The sequence below is a fragment of the Pantoea alfalfae genome (genome assembly GCF_019880205.1).
Taxonomy (GTDB): Bacteria; Pseudomonadota; Gammaproteobacteria; order Enterobacterales; family Enterobacteriaceae; genus Pantoea; species Pantoea alfalfae.
The window spans coordinates 244,350-265,944 of sequence record NZ_CP082292.1; the positions used below are offsets into that span (position 1 = coordinate 244,350).

At 57.8% G+C, this 21,595-nt stretch carries 22 protein-coding genes and 1 riboswitch; of the genes, 12 read left to right on the forward strand and 10 right to left on the reverse strand.

Features of this window, described 5'->3' with window-relative positions:
- The first annotated feature begins 24 nt into the window (after window positions 1-24).
- Window positions 25-102 (forward strand): stress response protein AzuC, encoded by a 78-nt coding sequence (gene azuC / locus K6R05_RS22350; protein ID WP_123809971.1) that lies wholly within the window; start codon window positions 25-27, stop codon window positions 100-102.
- A gap of 415 nt (window positions 103-517) precedes the next feature.
- Here the strand turns inward: azuC and K6R05_RS01130 are convergent, their stop codons facing one another.
- Complete coding sequence (locus K6R05_RS01130; protein ID WP_161736901.1) at window positions 518-1,420, reverse strand: LysR family transcriptional regulator; 903 nt, start codon at window positions 1,418-1,420, stop codon at window positions 518-520.
- Window positions 1,421-1,548: 128 nt separating this feature from the next.
- Between K6R05_RS01130 and K6R05_RS01135 the strand changes: the two genes are divergently transcribed.
- Both K6R05_RS01135 and cspE read left to right on the forward strand, forming a co-directional pair.
- A complete protein-coding gene (locus K6R05_RS01135; protein WP_161736900.1) occupies window positions 1,549-1,812 on the forward strand; it encodes a DUF2798 domain-containing protein in 264 nt (87 codons plus the stop codon).
- A 659-nt stretch (window positions 1,813-2,471) separates the two neighbouring features.
- On the forward strand, window positions 2,472-2,684 hold the full coding sequence (gene cspE / locus K6R05_RS01140) for a transcription antiterminator/RNA stability regulator CspE (RefSeq protein WP_161734054.1): 213 nt from the start codon (window positions 2,472-2,474) through the stop codon (window positions 2,682-2,684).
- Window positions 2,685-2,907: 223 nt separating this feature from the next.
- On the opposite strand, the gene K6R05_RS01145 is transcribed toward cspE, so the two are convergent.
- Window positions 2,908-3,066, reverse strand: a complete 159-nt coding sequence (locus tag K6R05_RS01145) for a hypothetical protein (protein ID WP_222924857.1) — start codon at window positions 3,064-3,066, stop codon at window positions 2,908-2,910.
- Window positions 3,067-3,234: 168 nt separating this feature from the next.
- Between K6R05_RS01145 and K6R05_RS01150 the strand changes: the two genes are divergently transcribed.
- Window positions 3,235-4,146: an alpha/beta fold hydrolase gene (locus K6R05_RS01150; protein WP_222924858.1), complete on the forward strand. Its 912-nt coding sequence runs from the start codon at window positions 3,235-3,237 to the stop codon at window positions 4,144-4,146.
- The gene (locus tag K6R05_RS01155) at window positions 4,139-5,530 is read left to right on the forward strand and encodes a hypothetical protein (RefSeq protein ID WP_222924859.1); all 1,392 of its coding nucleotides are present in this window, start codon (window positions 4,139-4,141) and stop codon (window positions 5,528-5,530) included. Before K6R05_RS01150 ends, K6R05_RS01155 begins: the two co-directional genes overlap by 8 nt.
- A gap of 16 nt (window positions 5,531-5,546) precedes the next feature.
- On the opposite strand, the gene K6R05_RS01160 is transcribed toward K6R05_RS01155, so the two are convergent.
- Together K6R05_RS01160 and K6R05_RS01165 are read right to left on the reverse strand one after the other, a co-directional pair.
- Window positions 5,547-6,899 (reverse strand): MFS transporter, encoded by a 1,353-nt coding sequence (locus K6R05_RS01160; protein WP_222924860.1) that lies wholly within the window; start codon window positions 6,897-6,899, stop codon window positions 5,547-5,549.
- 170 nt (window positions 6,900-7,069) lie between these two features.
- On the reverse strand, window positions 7,070-7,972 hold the full coding sequence (locus K6R05_RS01165) for a GntR family transcriptional regulator (protein WP_222924861.1): 903 nt from the start codon (window positions 7,970-7,972) through the stop codon (window positions 7,070-7,072).
- Between the two features lie 137 nt (window positions 7,973-8,109).
- Between K6R05_RS01165 and K6R05_RS01170 the strand changes: the two genes are divergently transcribed.
- Entirely contained in the window at window positions 8,110-9,138 is a 1,029-nt protein-coding gene (locus K6R05_RS01170) for a zinc-binding alcohol dehydrogenase family protein (RefSeq protein ID WP_222924862.1), read from the forward strand.
- 6 nt (window positions 9,139-9,144) lie between these two features.
- Here K6R05_RS01170 and K6R05_RS01175 read toward each other — a convergent pair whose 3' ends face one another.
- Window positions 9,145-10,065 (reverse strand): nucleoside hydrolase, encoded by a 921-nt coding sequence (locus K6R05_RS01175; RefSeq protein WP_222924863.1) that lies wholly within the window; start codon window positions 10,063-10,065, stop codon window positions 9,145-9,147.
- Between the two features lie 117 nt (window positions 10,066-10,182).
- Window positions 10,183-10,258: riboswitch (Fluoride riboswitch) on the forward strand.
- Window positions 10,259-10,345: 87 nt separating this feature from the next.
- On the opposite strand from K6R05_RS01175, the gene crcB reads away from it, so the two are divergent.
- On the forward strand, window positions 10,346-10,723 hold the full coding sequence (crcB, locus tag K6R05_RS01180) for a fluoride efflux transporter CrcB (protein ID WP_150011351.1): 378 nt from the start codon (window positions 10,346-10,348) through the stop codon (window positions 10,721-10,723).
- 121 nt (window positions 10,724-10,844) lie between these two features.
- The gene (locus K6R05_RS01185; RefSeq protein ID WP_161734068.1) at window positions 10,845-11,660 is read left to right on the forward strand and encodes a sugar phosphate isomerase/epimerase family protein; all 816 of its coding nucleotides are present in this window, start codon (window positions 10,845-10,847) and stop codon (window positions 11,658-11,660) included.
- Here K6R05_RS01185 and K6R05_RS01190 read toward each other — a convergent pair.
- The 3 genes from K6R05_RS01190 to K6R05_RS01200 form a co-directional block, all read right to left on the reverse strand.
- Window positions 11,657-12,262 (reverse strand): alpha/beta hydrolase, encoded by a 606-nt coding sequence (locus tag K6R05_RS01190; protein WP_161734149.1) that lies wholly within the window; start codon window positions 12,260-12,262, stop codon window positions 11,657-11,659. The genes K6R05_RS01185 and K6R05_RS01190 overlap by 4 nt on opposite strands.
- Before the next feature lie 11 nt (window positions 12,263-12,273).
- On the reverse strand, window positions 12,274-13,215 hold the full coding sequence (locus K6R05_RS01195) for a glutathione S-transferase family protein (RefSeq protein ID WP_161734070.1): 942 nt from the start codon (window positions 13,213-13,215) through the stop codon (window positions 12,274-12,276).
- A 98-nt stretch (window positions 13,216-13,313) separates the two neighbouring features.
- Window positions 13,314-14,213: a LysR family transcriptional regulator gene (locus K6R05_RS01200; protein WP_161734072.1), complete on the reverse strand. Its 900-nt coding sequence runs from the start codon at window positions 14,211-14,213 to the stop codon at window positions 13,314-13,316.
- Window positions 14,214-14,354: 141 nt separating this feature from the next.
- On the opposite strand from K6R05_RS01200, the gene K6R05_RS01205 reads away from it, so the two are divergent.
- Window positions 14,355-15,479, forward strand: coding sequence for a GNAT family N-acetyltransferase (locus tag K6R05_RS01205; RefSeq protein ID WP_222924864.1), 1,125 nt, complete (start codon window positions 14,355-14,357; stop codon window positions 15,477-15,479).
- On the opposite strand, the gene K6R05_RS01210 is transcribed toward K6R05_RS01205, so the two are convergent.
- Window positions 15,476-17,308 (reverse strand): ABC transporter ATP-binding protein, encoded by a 1,833-nt coding sequence (locus K6R05_RS01210; protein WP_161734076.1) that lies wholly within the window; start codon window positions 17,306-17,308, stop codon window positions 15,476-15,478. The two genes, K6R05_RS01205 and K6R05_RS01210, sit on opposite strands and share 4 nt — an antisense overlap.
- 72 nt (window positions 17,309-17,380) lie before the next feature.
- Here K6R05_RS01210 and K6R05_RS01215 point away from each other — a divergent pair, with 72 nt between their 5' ends.
- Window positions 17,381-17,881 (forward strand): GNAT family N-acetyltransferase, encoded by a 501-nt coding sequence (locus tag K6R05_RS01215; protein WP_161734078.1) that lies wholly within the window; start codon window positions 17,381-17,383, stop codon window positions 17,879-17,881.
- A 35-nt stretch (window positions 17,882-17,916) separates the two neighbouring features.
- Here K6R05_RS01215 and K6R05_RS01220 read toward each other — a convergent pair whose 3' ends face one another.
- A complete protein-coding gene (locus tag K6R05_RS01220; protein ID WP_161734080.1) occupies window positions 17,917-18,834 on the reverse strand; it encodes a sugar ABC transporter substrate-binding protein in 918 nt (305 codons plus the stop codon).
- A gap of 419 nt (window positions 18,835-19,253) precedes the next feature.
- On the opposite strand from K6R05_RS01220, the gene K6R05_RS01225 reads away from it, so the two are divergent.
- Window positions 19,254-20,645 (forward strand): MFS transporter, encoded by a 1,392-nt coding sequence (locus tag K6R05_RS01225; RefSeq protein WP_161734082.1) that lies wholly within the window; start codon window positions 19,254-19,256, stop codon window positions 20,643-20,645.
- Window positions 20,626-21,582, forward strand: coding sequence for a 2-hydroxyacid dehydrogenase (locus K6R05_RS01230; protein WP_222924865.1), 957 nt, complete (start codon window positions 20,626-20,628; stop codon window positions 21,580-21,582). The genes K6R05_RS01225 and K6R05_RS01230 overlap by 20 nt, the downstream gene beginning before the upstream one ends.
- Window positions 21,583-21,595 lie beyond the last annotated feature (13 nt).

A 21,595-nucleotide genomic window follows, 5' to 3' on the forward strand; every position in this document is an offset into this window, starting at 1 on the left:
CAACTAAATTTGAACAGGTATTTCATGAAACGCATCATTAAACACGTATTCCGCGCTTACGTTGAGACGTTCAAACACGTACCGCCGGGTGCCATGTACTAAGTACCCTGTAAGAAACCCTCGATAATCGCGGTCAGGGATCGACCTGTGATTATCACCTTTTCTGCTTTTTCTGCCTTTGCTTCTGCTGATTTAAACCCGCGTTTTTGCACTTCGGGTGCATCTGACTGGCTGCTAACACTCTCCTTCTGATTCCCCCGTTATATGCCGCTTTATGGCGACGAGACTGCTTCTGTAACTGGCGGTGACGTACCTGCTGAAATCCCCATCAATCTGCGCGCAATGGGAAAGCCTTCACGTTCAATGGAATCAGAAGCCCCCGGAATGAAGCTGAATGCCCGCCTGAAACGGTCTGCTAACCACAAACCCAGTGCGCTATCCGGCAGCGGTGAGTGACTTTTGCGGGTGGATAAGCAGAAAAATGCGTCAATTTTCGCCCGGCAAAAACGCGCCTGTCTTAAATCGCATCGGCCACAAATTCAATAAATGTCCGTACTTTCGAATTGAGTGCCGAACGTTCGGTGACACAGGCATAGATATTCATGGGCAGGGACTCAATGGTGCTCTCGCCACTGTGACCTGACCAGGACAAAGGCCTTAGCAGACCGCTGTCTATCAGCGGCTGAGCAACAAAGCTTGCCAGACGGGCAATGCCGCCGCCGTTTATGGCTATTTTAGCAATAATATCAATATCATCGCTGATAAAACTGGGGTTAGGTTTTGCATTGACAGGCTGTCCGTTGACCATGAACGTCCATGGCAGAAACCGTCTGTCGGTGGGATAGCGGAAAACCAGGCAGGCGTGCTGGCTAAGTTCTCCAGGCGTCTGAGGCGTGCCAGCGCGATCAAGGTAAGCGGGAGCCGCACAGAATATAAAGGGTAGCGATGCGATTTTTCTGGCGATGAGTTGATCATTCAACTGTGCTTCGATGCGGATACTGACATCGACGCCTTCCAGGCGATGATCGACGTTGCGATCGGTACTGATCAGTTCAATATCTATATCGGGGAAAGACGCTTTGAAAGCGGGCATAAGGGGAGCCAGAACGTACCGACCAAACGCGGCTGTCGTAGCGATACAAAGTGGCCCCTGCGGTTTGGTTTCATTCGCTGCAGCCTGAGAGGCGAGTTCGATATCATGTGGGATGTGACGGACTTTCTCGAAATAGCGTTTACCGTTTTCCGTTAAGGTCATGCTGCGGGTGGTACGCGATAGCAGTCGCACGCCCAGATGCGCTTCAAGACGGGAAAGACTCTGGCTGACTGCTGCCGGACTCATACCTTTAACGCGTGCCGCCGCTGCAATACTGCCGTTTTCCACCACGCGGATAAAAGTGCTAATCAGCCCTAAAATGTCCATCATATCCTCAACGGTTAATTCGTCAATTTTACTTAATAACGATTAAAGCATAACCGCTCTACACCCCCCCGCATAAGCTTGTTAAGTTAGCCGCAGTCTTCTCTACTTTTGTTAAACAGGATATTCAGATGACTGATGCTGCAACAAAAAAAACCTTACGAACCCGTTTGCCGGTGCGCACGGCACCTTACATATTTGCGTTTTACATGGCGATCATCATGGCGTTCCTGATGAGTCTGGTTATCACGTTAGCCGAATTCGGAATGGGACCTCATTACATGACAAATGTGATGAATGCTTACCAGGTCGCCATGCCAGCCGCTTTCTTTTGCATACTGGTTGTCCGTCCTGTTGTTATCCGGCTCGTAGGATTGACCGTTCACGGTCACTGAGACAGTCAGCATGCTCAAAATGGGCGGACAGATAGGGTTTAGCCCGCTTCTCGCTCATCGCGGCAGGCTGCTTCTGCACCAGAATGGAGGCGGGTGACAAACCTCCAGCATTTCAGATGCAGGGTGAGGGCGGGCGGGCCGTCCGGATACTGACCGGTATCAGGATGAAAGATACCGAAGAGCCGGGCGTACGACATGCAGCAGGTAACGCTCACAGATAAGCAGGGCGAGAAAACCCTTTCGCTGGCCGTGCGGAAATTTTTAGGCGATGTAACATTACTGGCTCTGTTTTATTGTTAAGCATCAACGTTAAATCGGCACCGTCATTATGACAGGATTTGCCTGCTCCTCTTCGCACACAGCGGGGCCTGAAGCACTTCCTGAGTAGTCAAAATATAACGGCCATTCAGCCATCTGAGCGTTTAAATGGTTAAAATAAATAAACTTATACATTGCTAAATTATTATCGCTATGTCTTAATGCGTCATCGGTTTGGAACACAGACCTTATGAAAGCAGTTTTAGTAAAGTAGTCCTCAGTTCAAGTGTTATCCACAGATATCCTTCTTCGAGAGCCTCCTCCTAAGTGCCCAATAAGTAAATCTCTAACTACAGGCCATCTTCGCCGCTCTTAGTGGCTAATCGATTAAGGAAATATCTATGTCTGACAAAATGACTGGTTTAGTAAAATGGTTTAATTCAGATAAAGGTTTTGGCTTTATCACTCCCGATGATGGCAGCAAAGATGTATTCGTGCATTTCTCTGCTATCCAGGGTGATAACTACAAAACGCTTGATGAAGGTCAGAAAGTCTCCTTCACCATTGAAAATGGCGCCAAAGGCCCTGCAGCCGGCAACGTCACAGCGCAGTAAGCCGCGCTCATTATCAGCGACGCTTACAATAGCGATGAAGACATAAGTCTGAGCAGATAAGCTCTGCTGATAATAAAATAAACCCGCTCAGTGCGGGTTTTTTATTGCCTGAAATTCGTATTATCTTTCGCATTAATTCTGGTCTGCTGACCTGCTACGTATTTATTCGTCCGTCCACCTCGATGTTAATCCTCTCTTCATAAGCCCTGCCCGTTATGAAATGTCAGGTTAAACCATCGGGCAAAGCCATCACGCGCCTTTTGAAATCAGCGATGTTCCACTGAGGCGTATTACTGATTGCCAGCAAGTAATCCATTTCTTTTGCTAACGCTGGATATCGGGCATCGAATGTAAAGCGATACTCCTCGGGTGTTTCAGTCATTGCCTTCCCGCTTACACCAGACATATCTCCCGCCAGAGTTTATCACCCGCAATGCCAGCTTCTTCTTATGCGAAACCCCATACTTATTTCACACCATCACGCGGATAACCCGCCTGCTGCCCGATCCCGTCCTACACTGAATTATTCTCCCCAAATCAGGAGCAGCGGATGATCCAGAAGCATCAACGAAAACAGGCAGCGATTGTGGCAGGCGTGGGATTAGGTGTGGCGGCTACGCTTTGGGGTATGAAACGCTGGCAGCAGCTGAAGCAGACACCGCCAGTGTCGCCGCGCAGTCATCACGCCGGGCTGGCGGGTTATTTTCAGCAGGTAGGCGACTGGCGTATGTTTACCCGCGTCACGCCCAATGAAGATAGGGGGCTGCCGGTGGTACTGGTTCACGGTCTGGTAATGTCGGGCCGGGCGATGGAACCGCTGGCGCTGGCGCTGGGCCGCGACTATCACGTGCTGGTGCCGGATCTGCCCGGTTTTGGGGCCAGTGCGCTGCCTGCTTCTGCGCCGATCATGTCCGTGGATGAGCAGGCTGAGGCGCTCTGGCTCTGGCTACAGCACAACGGGTTTCAGCGTGCTATCTGGGTCGGGAACTCGTTTGGGTGTCAGATTCTGGCGGCACTGGCGGTGAAATACCCGCAGGCAGTGGCGGGGCTGGTGTTGCAGGGGCCGACGGTCGATCGTCATGCCCGCAGCCTGCCGCGTCAGTTGTGGCGCAACTGGTGTAATGGCCGACTGGAGTCGCGTCGTCCGCCGGGGCCGCTGGCCCGTATCGATTACGCTAAAGCGGGGCTATGGCGCGCCTTTGGCACGATGCGCGCCATGATGCGCGATCGCATCGAACATCGTCTGACTTACATCACTGCGCCGACGCTGCTGCTGCGCGGCTCGCGCGATCCCATCTGTCGGGCGCGCTGGCTGGATGAGCTTGCTGCCCTGATGCCACACAGCGAACGCCTGACGCTGCGCGACGGCACCCATACGCTGCACTACGTCTATCCGTGGAGTTTCTGCAACGCCATTCGCCCCTTCCTGGCGCGTATTCAGCAGGAGAATCAGCATGAATAAACCGCCCAAGGGCATCGCCCGTTTTGACTCGGCAGCTGCCATGCTGCTGGCGCTGGCCAATGCGCTCCACGATCGACCCTTTGCCAGCCCGAGCCAGTCTCCGACGCTCGACCGGCTGCTACCCTCACTGAACCGTCTGCCGACCGGGCTGCGCGAGTGGGGCTATGCGCTGGGCGGCATGGCAGAGGGCATCAGCCTGCGTCAGGCGGGCGAGCTGGATGTGGAAGGCATCGCAGAATGGATGGTCAGCGAGTACCCGCAGCAGGACTATCCGGCGGCGTTTATTGGCTCGTCAAACGGTGCGCTGGTGCACCTGGCATCGGCGATGGGCGTGCCCTGGCTGCCGCAGACCTTTCTCTGTCCGGTGCGGGCGACTAACAGCGATCCCGATGATGCGATGGCGAGCTTTGAGCAGGGCAAAGAGATAGCCGCAGCCCTGCTGGCCGCCTGGCCGAGGCTGGCGGTGCACCATATGCATGACCCGAATCAGGATCGCCTGATGCTCGACCAGATGCGCTATTTCCGGCTGAAACTGCGCGAATTGCCGCTGGCTTTTAATGAGTTTCTGATGGGGAGCCTGCCCGCGGGTTCAACGCTGTTTATCAACCACTGCACCCGCCAGTGGCCGGTGACTCGCACCAGCGATCGCTCGTTTTTCCAGTTTGGCGCACTTGGTGGCGCAACCGAAAAAGAGTATTTACAGGGTGGCCCGCGGGTAGCGGAATATCTGGCGAGTTACGGCATTGATCGTGAGCGCTGGACGCCGCCTGACATCACCGACCACGTACCGGAAGCGGAGTGGGGCCTGGATGGTTATCTGATTTCCCCGCTGAAAAAACTGGCGGCGGCGCAGAACTGGAAACTGATGGAGATTCGTTACGAAGACCCGGAAGCGATGAGTTATGTGGTGGCGGAGATTTATCGCGACTGGTATCTGGCAGCGGGCATTTTACCGACCCGGCTGACGGTGGACAGCTTCCTGTTAATGGATCCCTGGTGTACCCAGCAGCAGCAGGCAATACCGTTCTGGCTGGTATTCTGCACCGAACCGTCCGCTGCAGCGCTGCAGCGCTTCCTGGAAAAACAGCCGCCGTTCCGCAACATTGACATGATGCTCTTTTCTCACGGCACCGACAGTATCGGGCTGGCGGAGATTGATCGCTGGCGGGCGCTGCTCTCTTATGCGCGTGATGAGGGGGTATTGATCGGGGTGGATGAAGCGCGTTTCCCGCGTGACTTTGCGACGTTTGCCCGCTTCGACTCGGCACTGCGTGAACGGGCACCGCTGTTGCCACCGCCACCTCCTCTGAGTACAGAGAAGGTGATGACGGGCATTAAACGTTACGGTGCGAAATATGGCGTCACCCTGACGGCGCTGACGTAGCCGCCGTCAGTTGTGATTATTCGCCGTCGGTAATTGGCTGGCGCACCAGCAGCAGGTAGGCGAGTGCGCCAACCAGCGTCACACAGGCGCAAATCATCAGCGCCAGGCTGAACGATTTGGTGGTGTCGAGCACCCAGCCGGTGATGACGGGCGCGAACGAGGCGAAGATAAAGCTGGCGAAGTTCTGGATGCTGCCGACCGAGGCGGTCATGCGGGCGGTGACGTTGGCGTGGATAAGCCCCCAGCACGACGTTCCGGCAAAGTGAATGCAGAACAGCGCCATCCCGATCAGCGTCACAGCGCTGGTCGTGTCGGTCGCGCGGGTCACCACCGCGGTAAACCCGGCGGACAGCAGCATCCCGCTGACGATGCAGACTTTGCGGGTTTTTACCGCGTTAAAGCCGCGACGCACCAGTGAATCAACCACGTAGCCATTCAGCAGCATGCCCGCCGCACCAAACAGGAACGGAATCGCCGCCAGCAGGCCGGTACTTTTCAGGTCGAGATGATAGGTCGACTGCAGGTAGCCCGGCAGCCAGGCGATGTAGAGCCACGCAGTGTAGTTGATGCCGCTGAAGCCAATCATCATGCCCCACATGGTGCGCTGCTTAAACAGGCCGCGCCACTCTCTGAAGCTGATTGGCTCTTTACGCGAGGCGACGCTGCCCGCCTGCAGATAGTGGATCTCTTCGGCGCTCAGGGTGTTGTTATCGCGGTCGCGATAAATCATATACCAGCCGATCGCGAGGAACATGCCGAGGATACCGATGGTGACAAACATGCCACGCCAGCCCATCACCAGCATCATCGCCGCCAGAATCGGCGGGGCCACTGACAGCCCAATCATCGACGCCGCATTGAACATCCCCATCGGCATGCCGCGATCTTTAATGTTGAACCAGTCGTTGATCACTTTTACGCCGCACGGGTTCATCGGCGCTTCGCCAATGCCGAGGCCGATGCGCACCAGTACAAACTGGGTGAAGTTATGCACCAGACCAGAAGCCGCCTGGAACAGCGACCAGATGAACATGCCGATACCGAGCATAATGCGCGGGCCTTTACGATCCAGCAGCGCACCGCACGGCAGCTGCGCCAGACCATACGCCAGTGAAAATGCAGAGAGCAGGAGGCCGATTTCGGTGGCGCTCAGCCCCATCTCCTCGCGTATGGTCATATTCGCTACCGACAGCGAGCTGCGATCCAGATAGTTGATGATGGCGGCGAACAGCAGCAGCAGCATCGCCGTGATCTGCACCTTACGGATGCGCGGTGAACGCACCACATCGCTGCGCATCGGCACAAAGTCCTGGCCTGGTGGCGTGTCGCCGGTCACGCTGTCGCGGCCGGTTACTGAAGTCTTTTCCATTGCACTCTCCCGAAACTGGGTACTTATCGTTATGGTGAGAAGGGGTCTGCGCGCAGCGGCAAAAGGCCGCCGTGACGTTGCAGTCGAGACTAAGAGCAAAGGGTTAAGGATGTTGCAAAGATGTTTCTGAAGCGTGCGGGAGATAATGCTTTGTGGTTTTTAATCGGTTTTTAATTGTACTGACTGATTGAGCGCACCATTGAGGTTTTGGCGGTCGCCAGATGGTTATGCAAGGCACAGAGCGCATCGATATCCTGACGGCCAATCAGCGCGGTGAGAATCGCCATATGCTCCTCCAGCGCCACAATATTTCGCTGCTTGAGATCGCTCTCATCCCACTGATAATGCGAGTGAAAGATCACCGAGATAATCTCCAGCGACTGATTGAAAAACGGGTTGTTAGCGGCGGATAAAATCAGCGAATGCATCTGGCGGTCCAGCGCAGCAAAATGACGATAGTTGCTGGCAATGGTGTCGCGCATTGATCGGTGACGATCCAGCAGATCCCGCGCCTGCACCCAGCGTTCATCGCTGGCGGGCAGATTAAGGAAGCGGCTCAGGGCGTGGGTTTCCAGCATCTCGCGCAGTTCAAACAGCTTCTCGGCGTAATCCTGCGTGAACTTCTTCATCCGCCACTGACCGCGTTTCACCGGCTCCAGCAGGTCATAGCGCATAAAGCGCAGCAGAAACTCGCGTACCACTACCGGACTGACCTTCACCTGCTGCGCCAGTTGCAGCTCGCTGAAGGTGTCGCCCGGCACCAGCTGCCGCTGATTAATCATATTAAAAAACACCTGCTCGAAGTGGCTGGCCTGCTGCTCAATCGGCGGCGTTAATGCGCTAAAGCCGTCATCATCGCGAGGTTCGCGTACGATAACGTAAGTCTGATCGACTTTATCCAGCACGCCGCACTGGTGCAGATAGTGCAGGGTATGGCGCACCGTGGTGCGGCTGATGTTGAACATCTCCGCCAGCGCGGCCTGTGGCGGCAATGGTGAACAGATATGACGCTGAGCAATGCTCTCCAGCATCTGGTTGATCACATTCTGACGCAAATTCTGGCTGCGACTCATCTCACTCTCCGGTTTTTTATGCATTAAAAACCAGTCAAAGCCCAAAAAAATCGCCGTACTTCACACTTCCCGCAAACGAACGCCGCGCCGCAAGCAGGATTCGCCATAACTGCCAGCAGGACAACCGGAGAATCACCATGACAACAATGAAAGCACTGGTCATCGCTGAACCACGTAAGATGGTTTGGGCCACTCGCGACACCCCAATGCCTGCCGCTGGCGAGGCGCTGATAAAAATACTGACTGCCGGGATCTGCGGCACTGACATTCACGCCTGGTCCGGCAATCAGCCGTTCTTCAGTTATCCACGGGTGCTGGGCCATGAAATCTGTGCTGAAGTAATGGCGCTGGGCAGTGGCGCGGAAGGCTTTCAGCCCGGCCAGCGGGTGGCGCTCATGCCCTACATCTCCTGCCTGCAGTGCGACGCCTGCCAGAGCGGCAAGACCAACTGCTGTGAGCAGATCTCAGTCATTGGTGTGCATCAGGATGGCGGTTTCTGTGACTACCTGAGCGTGCCGGTCAGCACCCTGCTGGCGGTGGATGAGGTGGCACCGGAAGCGGCCGCGCTGATTGAGCCGTTTGCCATCAGTGCCCATGCGGTGCGGCGTGCCGGTATTGTGGCGGATGAGCAGGTGCTGGTGGTGGGCGCCGGACCGATTGGGCTGGGTGTCGCCGCCATTGCCGCCGCCAGCGGCGCGCAGGTGGTGGTGGCGGATACCAGCGAATTCCGTCGCCAGCATGTTGCGGACCAGCTCGGGCTGGCGACACTGAATCCGGCTGATGAGGCCTTCGATAGTGCGTTGCGCGAGCAGTTTGGTAGCCGTCTGGCGCTGAAAGTGATCGACGCCACCGGCAGCCCGGCGGCGATGAACAATGCGGTCAACCTGATGCGGCACGGCGGCACGATTGTCTATGTCGGTCTGCACAAAGGCGATCTGGTCATCCCGGACAGTGAATTCCATAAAAAAGAGGCCACGCTGATGGGCAGCCGCAACGCCACCCGCGAAGATTTTGATCGGGTGCGTGCGTTAATGGCCAGCGGCCAGCTGCGCGCCGACATGATGCTGAATCACCATCTGGCTTTCTCCACGCTGGATGAAACCTTTGAGGCGCAGGTCATCAACAACCGCGAACTGATCAAAGGCGTCATTCACTTCGATCGGTAACCGGATTCAGGGCGCGGTGAGGGTCTCAAAGAAGTGCGCCCGCACCGCGTCGGCATCCACGCCGAGCGCAATACGCTGGGCGGGCAGACCGGCAAACGGATCGGCTCGTGATGCGAGCGCGCTCAGTTTACGCACCGTCTGACCGCAGGCGATGCCCTCTGTGATCACCCGCAGCGGGCTTTCAGTAAGCGTAAAGGCCTGTGGCAGCGTCAGCCACGCCACCGCCAGGGTGTCGTGCAGCGCCATACCCTCGAATCCCTCTTTCTCCAGACTGTAAGCCAGGTAAGGGCGACAGATAGCGCTCAGCACCGGCTGATTCAGACGCTGCACCTCATCGCCGCTGATCAGCACTTTGTGCGTGACATCCAGCGGGATCACCACCACGTTCAGCGCCGAGGCGAGTACCTGATCGGCGGCGTGCGGATCTTTCCAGATATTGAATTCACTGAAGGGCGTCACGTTGCCGCTGTGGCCGTCGGTGCCAAACGCACCGCCCATAATCACCAGCTCTTTCACCAGCGGAATAATATCCGGTGCCTGATTAATGGCCGTGGCGATATTGGTCAGTGGGCCAATCGCCACCAGGGTGATCTGATGCGGCTGCGCCCGCACGCTGTCGATAATAAACTGCACCGCGCCCGGTGCCTGATCGCTAAAAGCATTATCAAACGCATCGCCCAGCCCATCTTCACCGTGCAGCCTGGCGGGCGCAGAGGCGGCCAGCGCCAGCGGCCGTGAACAGCCGCGATAGACCGCCGCGCTGATCGCCATTTTGTCGCAGAATAGACGGGCATTTTTCACCGCCTGACCCACCGCCACGTTGCCAGATACGGTGGTAATCCCCAGCAGATGCTGCGTCCGCGCCGCATAAGCCAGCGCAAAGGCGTCATCCACGCCGATATCAGTATCAAAAATCAGGGTACGCATAGGCTCTCCGCAACAGGCTGTAAACCTTCAGCATTACCCCGGCAATAGCAACATCGTCAAGTGATTCAGCCGCCCTGCGCGCACTATTGCCAGCCTGAAACGGGCGTCGTATTATCACCGGCTCAAGGTGATGGCGTGCCACCTTTCCCAACCGCCGGTGGGCTTAACACCGGCTGATGACGCCTGACACTCAATCCTTTCGCGGGAGCTGAGGTGTCAGGCGCAGTTTATCTCTGCCTCTCTCCCCAGCCCCGCATTACTCTGTAATCAGGAGCAAGACATGTTTAAACCGTTACTGGCTGTGATGATCGGCGGCTCTGCCGGCTGCGTACTGCGCTGGCTGTTCGCGATGCGTTTTAATGCACTCTTTCCCAACCTGCCGCCCGGCACGCTGCTGGTGAATCTGATCGGCGGTCTGGTAATCGGCGGGGCGATGGCCTGGTTTGTTCGCCATCCCGACATTGACCCGATCTGGAAACTGCTGATCGTCACCGGACTCTGCGGCGGGCTGACGACCTTCTCCTCTTTCACCGCGGAGTTAATGGGGTTGCTACAATCAGGGAAGTATTTCTGGGCGATGGCCAGCGCGCTGGTGCATGTGATTGGCTCGCTGCTGATGGCGTTTGCCGGTTTCGCACTGGTCACGCTGCTGGGCTGACCCGGTGCGCGTCATACCGCTTAAGGGATACTGATTTCGGGCGTGTGCGCCGTGGATTGGATAATGCGCGGCGCTGACGCTGAACCTCACCGATTATTCCGGACGATTAAGGAGCCGAGCAATGCGAACCAACCCCACATTCCTTAACCTGGTGTTGTTAAACGGTGAACCCGGCCAGAAGCTGCAGGCGGCGCGTGACGCCGGTTTCGATCAGGTGGAGATCTGGCGCGAGGATGTCGACGCATATGAAGGCGGTGCGGCAGCACTGGCTGAAATCAGTGCACGACAGGGACCTGGCTTTACCAATCTGCAGGTGCTGCGTGATTTCACCGGCGCACCCAGTGCGTTGCGATCTCAGAAGCGCGAAGAGCTGCGTCAGTTTATACAGATTGCCCAGGCGCTGGGCTGTGACACCCTCCAGGCACCGGCCAGCACCCGTGAGGATTGCTGTGCCGATCAGATTGATGATGACCTGCGCTGGATGGCCTCGGAAGCTGCGCGCTACAACATGCGCATTATGTATGAGCCGATGGCCTGGTGCAGCGTAGATAACACGCTGCCGCTGGCGTGGCAGCGATTGCAGCGACTCGATCAGCCCAATATCGGGCTGGTGATCGATCTGTTCCACATCTGCGCGCTGGGCGGTGACGCCTCCCATCTGGACGGCATTCCTGCCGATCGCATCTATGAAGTACAGCTGTGTGATATGGCCGCCGTTCCCGCACAGGATAAGCAGAGCCTGATGGCGATGGCAAAGCATCAGCGTCTGCTGCCCGGCGATGGCATTATCGATGTTGAACGCTTTGTCGATAAGCTCAAAAGCGCGGGCTATCAGGGGCCGGTGGGAATCGAAGTCTTTAATGATGCGCTGAAACGCCTGCCGCCCGACGTGGCTGCCCGCCATGCCTGGCAGGCGTTAACGCGCTGCTGGGGTTAATCCTGTAAGCACTGCCCAATAAACGCGGCGGCGTGCATGGCACCCTGAGCGGAAATGGTGTGGCCGGTGGCGGGTTCAAAGCGCGCGTCGACCGGCACTGCCGCGGCTCGCAGCCGGGCCGCCGCAGATTCGCTCTCCTGCCATGGGATGACTTCATCGGCCTGACCATGGATCAGCAACGCGGGCACATGAGCCTGCGGGGTTAGTTCACCGTCAACCGCCAGACGACCAGAAAAGGCGACCACGCCCGCCAGCGGATAACGGCCAGAAGCCAGCGCATCCAGCGCCATGATCGACCCCTGAGAGAAGCCCACCAGCACCACATCCTGCCAGCGGTCGGCAAAGCCGTGCTGCGCGACGATGTCGCTGAGGGTCGTATCAAACGCGGCCCGTGCCGCCCGAACCCGACCAGGCCGGTTCTCTGGCGTCACGTCTGCCAGGCTGAACCACTGCCAGCCAAAACCGGCGGGAAAACGTTCAGGCGCATTGGGCGAGGCAAAAACCACATCCGGCAACAGCGTCGCCCAGTGACGGCCAATCGGTGCCAGATCGTCGCCGTTACTGCCCACGCCATGCAGAAAAATCACCAGTGCTTTTGCCATCATTGCTCCTTTTATAAACCGTATTCACTTAGATCAGGCCCGGCCGGAACGATGCCATTCGGGTTCAGCGCCTTGATCGAGTAGTAACCCTGTTTGATATGGTCAATGTTGACCGTTTCACGTATGCCAGAGACCGACAACATGCTCTTAAGATAGCGATTCAGCAGCGTATAGTCGCGGATCCGGCGCAGGTTGCATTTGAACAGGCCATGGTAGGCGACGTCAAAGCGAATCAGGGTCACAAACAGCCGGATGTCGGTTTCCGTCAGCCGTTCACCCAGCAGGAAAGTACGACCATCGCTGAGCAGCGCCTCCAGTTCATCGAGCTGGCTGAAAATGTCATTAAACGCCTGCTGATAGCTGACGGAGGTGGTGGCGAAACCCGCGCGATAAACACCGTTATTCAGACGCGGATAGAGGCTCTCATTCAGCGCATCAATCTCCGCACGCAGCGCGGCGGGATAAAGGTCGATGCGGTTATCGGCCAGATCGCCGAAGCCGCTGTTAAACATACGCACAATATCAGCAGACTCGTTGCTGACGATGGTGGCGGTTTTTTTGTCCCACAACACCGGCACGGTGGCCCGGCCTGTGTAGTCGGGCGCGACGCGGGTATAGATTTCATGCAGATACTGCGCGTTATTCAGCGGGTCCTGCTGTGCGCCGGGTAAATTGCCAAAGCGCCAGCCCTGAGCACCGAGCTGCGGTTCAACCACCGTCACGCTAATCAGCGACTCCAGCCCTTTGAGCTTGCGGGCAATTAACGCGCGCGACGCCCACGGACAGATCAGCGCCACATAGAGGTGGTAGCGATCGGGTTCGGCGGCGAATGCCGTGGAGCCATCGCTGCTGATAAAGCCCCGGAAACCCGACGTCTGACGGACAAACCCGCCCTGTTTATCGGTAGCCTGCACCGGATGCCAGTCACTACTCCATTTACCTTCTACTAACATTGCGCGACTCCTCTCTGTTTTGAGAAGCAGCTTAACTGATGACTAAACAGGTGATAATCCGGTTGTAAAGACAATCATTTCTTCCATTATGGACGGAATCAGGCGGGCGGGAAGCGGGTAAAGTGAGTGACCAGGAAGTCGATGAGCAGGCGCGCGCGATGCGCCAGATGACGGGCGGGCGGATAAACCGCAAACAGGCCCAGCGGCGGCGTGTCGAAGTTATCCAGCAGCCGGACAACATCGCCCTGTTGCAGCGCGGGAGCGGCGATGAAACCGGGCAGACGCGCAATACCTAATCCGGCGACGGCCGCCTGCAGACAGGCTTCGGTGTTGGCAAAGCGCAGACGGCCACGGACCGGCACGGTGACGATCTCACCATCATCGCCGGCAAACGGCCAGTGCCAGGGATCGCGGAAATTGGTGTCGATAATGCACTGGTGCTGCGCCATTTCCCGCCAGTGCTGTGGCGTACCGAACTGCTCAAGATAGATCGGTGACGCAGCAATGCGAACATGCACTTCGCCCAGCTTACGCGCGACCAGACTGCTGTCGCTGAGGTTACCGATGCGGATCGCCATATCAAATCCCTCATCGACGATGTTAACGGCCCGGTCTGAAAAACTGACATCCAGTTCAATCAGCGGATAGCGCCGGGCAAACGCCACCAGTACCTGAGAGAGCACCGCCGTGCCAAAGGAGCCCGGCGCGCTGATTTTCAGCCGGCCGGTAGGGGTGGTGGCGCTTTCCCGCACGCTGGCATCCAGCGTCTCAAATGCATCGAGCAGGTTTTTAACCCGCTCGTAATAGCTGCGGCCAACGTCGGTGGGCGAGAGGGCGCGCGTACTGCGCTTAAACAGCTGGACGCCGAGCTGATGCTCCAGCTTTGAAACCAGTTTAGAAGCCTGACTGCTGCTGGTACCGAGGCGCAACGCCGCTGCCGAAAAGCTGCCGGTTTCCAGCACCGTGACAAACATCCGGTCACAATCGAGTCGATCCATGGCGAAGTCCTGAAAGGGTAAAGTCGCAGTATAGAAGCTGCGGCCAGGCGTTGCAGCCTTCACATTGCGTGCCTTAACCCTTTCGCTGGCGGGGAAAACCTGCTTGACTGACGCTCTGCCCGACGTTCTCTGGAGTAATTCATGTCGCTGATTCACCTGACGTCACTGGCGGCGATCCCGGCCGCCGAGTGGGATGCGCTGTTGCCTGATGACCAGCCGTTTTTGCGCCACGCTTTTCTGCTCACTTTAGAAGAGAGTGGCAGCGTGCGGTTTGAGGCGGGCTGGCAGCCTGATCACATGCTGTGGCGGGAAAAGGGCGTGACCCGCGCCGCGCTGCCGGGCTACCAGAAATATCATTCACAGGGCGAGTATGTCTTTGATCACGCCTGGGCGGATGCCAGCCAGCGCGCCGGGATCCGCTATTACCCGAAATGGCTGGGGGCGATTCCCTTCAGCCCGGTCAGCGGCGCGCGCCTGCTGGGTGACACATCCGCTGCGACGCAGCTGCTGTCGGCTCTGCCGGAGAGCCTGTTGCAGCACGGCTTAAGCGGTGCACACATCAACTTTACCGATGCGCAGGCTAACCAGCTGCTGGCCGATCAGCCCGACTGGCTCTCCCGGCTCGGCTGTCAGTATCACTGGCATAACCGTGGCTACCGCGATTTTCAGGATTTCCTGGATACGCTGATGTCGCGCAAGCGCAAGCAGCTGCGTAAAGAGCGTGAGCAGGTGGCGCAAAGCGGCTTTGAGTTTGACCGCTACCTGGGCTACCAGCTGCGCGAAGATCAGTGGGATTTTGTCTATACCTGTTACGCCAACACCTACGCGGTGCGCGGCCAGCGGCCCTACCTGACGCGCAACTTCTTCAGCCTGCTGGCGGAGCGGATGCCGCAGAATATTATGGTGGTGATCGCCCGCTTACAGCAGCAACCGGCGGCGATGGCCTTTTATCTGCGTGACAGCAACACGCTCTATGGCCGCTACTGGGGTTGTCTGGCGGAGTTTGACCGGCTGCACTTCGAAACCTGTTTCTATCAGGGGATGGATTTAGCGATTGATGAAGGGCTGACGCGGTTTGATGCAGGCGCGCAGGGCGAGCACAAACTGGTGCGCGGCTTTGAGCCGCAGATTACCCACTCCTGGCACTATCTGCTGCATCCGGGCCTGCGCGATGCCGTGGCAGATTTTCTGGTGCAGGAGCGGGAAGGCGTGCGCGGCTGGGCGGAAGAAGCACGCGACGCCTTACCCTATCGACGCGGCGATTAATCGACGCCGACAAAACCCCCGGTCTGATGCTGCCAGAGCCGGGCATAGAGACCGTTTTGCGCCAGCAGCTCGTGATGGCTGCCCATCTCGGCAATGCCGCCTTTATCCAGCACCACCAGCCGATCCATCTTCGCGATGGTCGACAGGCGGTGCGCGATGGCGATAACGGTTTTACCCTGCATCAGTGACTCCAGGCTCTCCTGAATCGCCGCTTCCACTTCAGAGTCGAGCGCCGAGGTGGCCTCATCCATGATCAGAATCGGCGCATCCTTCAGCAGCACGCGGGCTATCGCCACACGCTGACGCTGACCGCCCGACAGTTTCACGCCGCGCTCGCCCACATGCGCGTCCAGCCCGGTGCGGCCCAGTGAGTCAGAGAGCAGCGGGATAAACTCATCGGCGCGGGCGCGGTGAATCGCAAGCTGCAGCTCCTCTTCGCTGGCGTCGGGACGACCATAGAGCAGGTTTTCACGGATTGAGCGGTGCAGCAGCGAGGTGTCCTGGGTGATCATGCCAATCTGGCTGCGCAGGCTCTCCTGCGTCACGGCGGCGATATCCTGATCGTCGATCACAATCCGCCCCGCGTTCAGGTCATAGAGGCGCAGCAGCAGGTTCACCAGCGTCGATTTACCGGCGCCCGAGGGACCAATCAGCCCAATCTTCTCGCCAGGTTTGATGTCGAGGTTAAAGCCGTTAATCACCTGACGGCCACCGCCATAATCGAAGCGCACATCCTCAAAACGGATGTTGCCGCGCGTCACCTTAAGCTGCTTCGCCTGCGGCGCATCCTGCACGCTCAGCGGCTGCGCGATGGTTTTCAGGCCATCCTGTACCGTACCAATATTTTCGAAGATGCCGTTGACCACCCACATGATCCAGCCGGACATATTCACCAGGCGGATGACCAGACCTGTCGCCAGCGCAATCGCCCCGACGCTAATCAGCGACTGGCTCCATAACCACAGCGCCAGCCCGGAGGTCGAGACAATCAGCAGGCCATTCAGCGCCGACAGGGTCAGATCCATGCTGGTGACCATGCGGCCGGCGTTCTGGGTTTTTTCGGTCTGCTCCTGAATCGCCTCACGCGCATACTGCCGTTCCAGATCGCTGTGGGCGAACAGCTTGATGGTGGCGATGTTGGTGTAGCCGTCAACAATGGTGCCCATCAGCTTTGAGCGTGCTTCCGAGGAGACCACCGAACGTGCTTTGACGCGCGGCACAAAGAAACGCAGCGAGGCGCTGTAGGCCACCATCCAGATAATCAGCGGGATCATCAGCCGCCAGTCGGCACCGGCAAACAGCACCAGCGAGGTTACCGCGTAGATCAGTACGTGCCAGATGGCATCCACCAACTGCACCGCGGAATCGCGCAGAGAACTGCCGGTCAGCATAATGCGCTGGGCGATGCGACCCGCGAAATCGTTCTGGAAGAAATTGAGGCTCTGGCGCAGCACGTAGTTGTGATTCTGCCAGCGGATCATGCTGGTCATGCTCGGGCTGATGCTCTGATGCACCAGCATGTCGTGCAGGGCGATAAAAATCGGCCGCAGGATCAGCGCCACCGCCACCATCCACAGCAGTATCGGCCAGTTATCCCGAAACAGGCTTGCGGGCGTGGAGTGATTGACCATGTCGATAATGCGGCTCAGATAGCTGAACAGCGACACTTCAATCAGGGCTGACGCCAGTCCCACTACCAGCAGTGCCGCGAAACTCGGCCAGACCTGCCGCAGATAATAGAGGTAAAACGACCAGACCGTTGAGGGGGGCGAGTCGGTGGGCGCGTCATGAAATATATTGATAAAACGCTCAAAACGGCGATACAACATAGCGATACTCTTTCCGTCCGGTAAAGAGCTACAGCTTAGTGCATGAACCCCGTTCGGCTAAAAGGAGAAAATATGGAAATCATTATTCGGGCACGGGAACCGCAGGATGCCGCCGCCTATCAGCGACTCTACAGTCATCCCGATGTCTATCCCTGGACGCTGCAGCTACCGTTTCCCAGCGTCGCCACCTGGGAGAAAAAAATCGCCAGAATGGATGCCGAGGGGTTTATCGCCTTTGTCGCGGAGATCGAGGGCGTGCTGGCCGGTGAGCTGACGCTGTTTGTGGATAACAAGCCGCGCACCCGCCACTGCATCAGCTTTGGGCTGGGCGTGCATCCCGATTACGCCGGTCGCGGCGTCGGTGAGCGCCTGATCCGCACCGCGCTCGACTATTCCCGCAACTGGCTGGGGATTACGCGTATGGCGCTGGAGGTGTTTCACGACAATGAACGGGCGTTGCGGCTCTATGAGCGGCTGGGCTTTGAGCGTGAAGGGGTGATGCGCCAGGCCGCCCTGCGCGACGGTCAGCTGCGCGATGTGGTGATGATGGCGAAGCTGCTGCACGAGAAGTGATAACCGGAGCGGCAGCGTTGCCGCTCCGCTTTTTATTACGGATTTTTATTGCTGTAGTGCTGCATGTTCTGCTGCGTTACCAGTTCAAACGGAATCCACTGGTGGGAATCGACTTTTTCCCCTTTGATCATCTGCTGCGCCACCTCGACCGATTTTTTGCCCTGACCCACGGCATCCTGGAACACGGTGACGGCCAGTTTGCCGCTTGCCAGGGCTTTCAGGCCATCCGGCGTGGCATCAATGCCGCCCACCAGAATGGTCTTCTTCGGCTTCGCCTGCGCAATCGCCATTGTCGCACCAATCGCCATTTCGTCATTGTTGGCGGCGACAATATCGATCTCTTCGCCGTTCGACAGCCAGCTGAGCATTAAATCCATGCCCTCATTACGCGAATAGTTGGCGGTCTGCTTCAGCACCACTTTCATGTCGGGATACTTTGCCACCACCTGCTCCACATCTTTGGTGCGCTGCAGCGCACCCGCATCGCTGAGGTTACCGATGATAATGGCGACCTTGCCACGATAACCCGCCTGCTTCGCCAGCGCTTCCATCTGCAACGTACCCGACTCGCGTTCGTCAGAGCCGACAAATACCACGCCTGGCGGCAGGGTTTTATCGCCCGGTGTGCGGTTAACGTAGACCAGCGGAATGTGAGCCTGCTGCGCCAGCCTGGTCAGGGCAGGGGTGCTGGCGGAGTCGACAGGATCGACGATAATCGCGTCTACGCCGGCGCTGATAAAGCTCTGCACCTGATCGGTCTGACGACCGACGTCGCCGCGTGCATCTTCGAACTGCGCATCCAACTGACGCGCTTTCGCCTCTTTTTCAATCGACTGGCGAATAATGGTCAGGAAGTTCTGGTCGAAAAAAGCCATCGAGACGCCAATCTTCTCTGCCAGCGCCGACGTAGAAAGAGAGAGCAGACAGAGTAATGCCCATGCGCGTGTTTTCATTGCGGACTCCAGAGGTTGCTGTTTGGAATGGATATTTCATTTATTATAAAAATGGATAAAGAGGATCATCTGCAGCTTAGAAATTGCCGTCAGGTTTGACAAGCCGCCTTTTTCACTCTTGCTGGCGTCGCCACACTTTGCTGAAAATTCGTCGCGTCATAGCTGTCAGCGCCGGTTAAAACCCCGATCGGGTGCACACTCTGCGGCAAAGCGCCGCAGCTTTTTGCGCTTTTGTGCAGCGCCGCACGGGCGGTTGTGGCGGTTGCCAGAAAATCGCTGAATCGGACCCGTCGATCTCAACATCCGCACAATGACCCTTAGTTAGCCTCCTATCTATATTTCCAGAAGCGGGAAATCTCAGCGTTATTCCTGAAAAAAACCTTGTGGCACAACCTGCCGCTTTTTAAGGAATTCAGCTCATGCCTAAAGATGTAACGCCTCAACGGACCACCCATGTCCGCATCGGGATCCTCTGCCTGATCCTGTTTCTGTCGGTCGTGGCTTATGCCGACCGTTCGATCCTCTCGATCTCCGGATCGGCGATCAAAGAGGAGTTCGGCCTGTCAGCGATCCAGCTGGGACTGATCCTCTCTGCCTTCAGCTGGGCCTATGTCATCGGTCAGATCCCCGGCGGACTGTTCCTTGACCGCTTCGGAGCCAAAAAAGTGTATGGCGTCACGCTGGCGCTCTGGTCGGTCTCGACGCTGGCGATGGGATTTGTGGGTGAGTTCTCCAGCGGTATGACCGGCGCGCTGATGCTGATGTTTGGTCTGCGCTTTATGCTGGGACTCATTGAGGCACCCAGCTTTCCCGCCAATGCGCGCGTGGTGATTATGTGGTTCCCTGGCGCTGAGCGGGGCCGGGCATCATCGCTGTTCAGTTCGGCGCAATATTTTGCCGTCGCCATCTTCTCACCGCTGTCAGGCTGGCTGGTGTCGCGCTTCGGCTGGGAGTGGCCGTTCTTTGTGCTGGGCGGCATCGGCCTGCTGGCGGTGTTTGTCTGGGCAGCCTGGATGCGCGAGCCGCGCAACCATCCCGGCGTGTCGGAAAGTGAACTGCGCCACATCATTAATGGCGGCGCGATGGTGGATATCGACGCGGCGCAGACCCTGAAGGCCCGACCACCGGTCAGCAAAGCGATGTTCAGAAAGCTGCTCACTAATCGCATGCTCTGGTGCGCCTATCTTGGCCAGTACTGCATCATCGCGCTCAGCTACTTCTTCATTACCTGGTTCCCGATCTATCTGGTGCAGGCGCGCGGCATGAACATTATGGAGGCGGGCTTCGCCACCGTTGCTCCGGCGCTGTTTGGTTTTCTCGGCGGGATCAGCGGCGGTTACCTGTCAGATAAATTAATCGCCCGGGGCTGGAGCGTCTCCTGGGCGCGTAAAACCCCCTATATCGTCGGCATGCTGATGGCGTCGAGCCTGGTGCTGGCGGCGATTATTCCCGGTAACGGCGGCATCATCGCCATTATGTCCTTCGCCTTTTTCGGCAAAGGCATCGCGGCGGGCGCAGGCACCTGGACAGTGATCAGCGACACCGCACCGAAAGAGGCAGTGGGTCTGGCGGGTGCCATTTTTAACGGCATTGGCAACATTGCCGGTTTCACCACGCCGCTGCTGTTCGGCATCATCGTCGGGCTGACCGGCAGCTACAGCATCGGGCTGGCGTTTGTGGCGGCACACTGCGTGGTTGCGGCGCTGCTGTTCCTGCTGGTGATGGGACCGATTGAACGCGTGGGCGAAGAGACCGATCGCCCGGCATCCTATAACAATCAGGAGAAAGAAGATGGCATTAAAGCAATGTAAGGTGCTGATCAGAGGGAAATTCCTGCCGCCGCAGCTGATAGAGAACATTGAAAAGACGTTCACCGCGTTCCGGCTGTGGGAGGCGGACGATGAGAGCGCTTTTCTGGCTGAACAGGGTGCTGCCATCGACATACTGGTCACCAGCGGCAACGCGGTAATGGGGGCATCCGCCGCACTGATCGCGGCATTGCCCAACCTCAAAGCGATCTGCAGTAACGGCGTCGGGTATGACAGCATTGATACGGAAGCCGCCCGATCGCGCGGCATTGTGGTGACCAACACGCCGGAGGTGCTCAATGATTGCGTCGCGGATCTGGGCATGGCGCTGCTGCTGGATGTGGCGCGCCGCATCAGTGAGGCCGATCGCTTCACACGCGCCGGGCACTGGACGCAGGGCCGCTTTCCGCTGAGCAGCAAAATCGGCGGCAAGGTGTGCGGTATCGTCGGGCTGGGCAATATCGGCCAGGCGGTAGCCAGGCGCGCGCAGGCGTTTGGTATGCAGATTCACTACTACAACCCGCGTTCACGTCCTGACGTGCCCTATACCCGGCATGAGAGCCTGGTGGCGCTGGCGCAGCAGGCCGATTTTCTGGTGCTCACGCTGCCAGGCGGTGCCGCAACGCGCCATATCATTAACGCAGACGTGCTGCAGGCGCTGGGCCCGCAGGGTTATCTGATTAACATCGCGCGCGGCAGCGTGGTGGATCAGCAGGCGCTGGTGGATGCGCTGGAAACCGGGCAGATCGCCGGTGCCGGGCTGGATGTGTTTGAACAGGAGCCGCATGTCCCTGACGCCCTGCGCCCGCGCGACAATGTGGTGATTACGCCACATATCGCCAGCAGCACCCGCGAAACCATGGCGGCGATGGCCGGCCTGGTGTTTGAGAACATGCTGGCGTTTGCCCGTGGCGAGCCGGTGCTGACCCGCGTAGTCTAACGGCAACAATGAC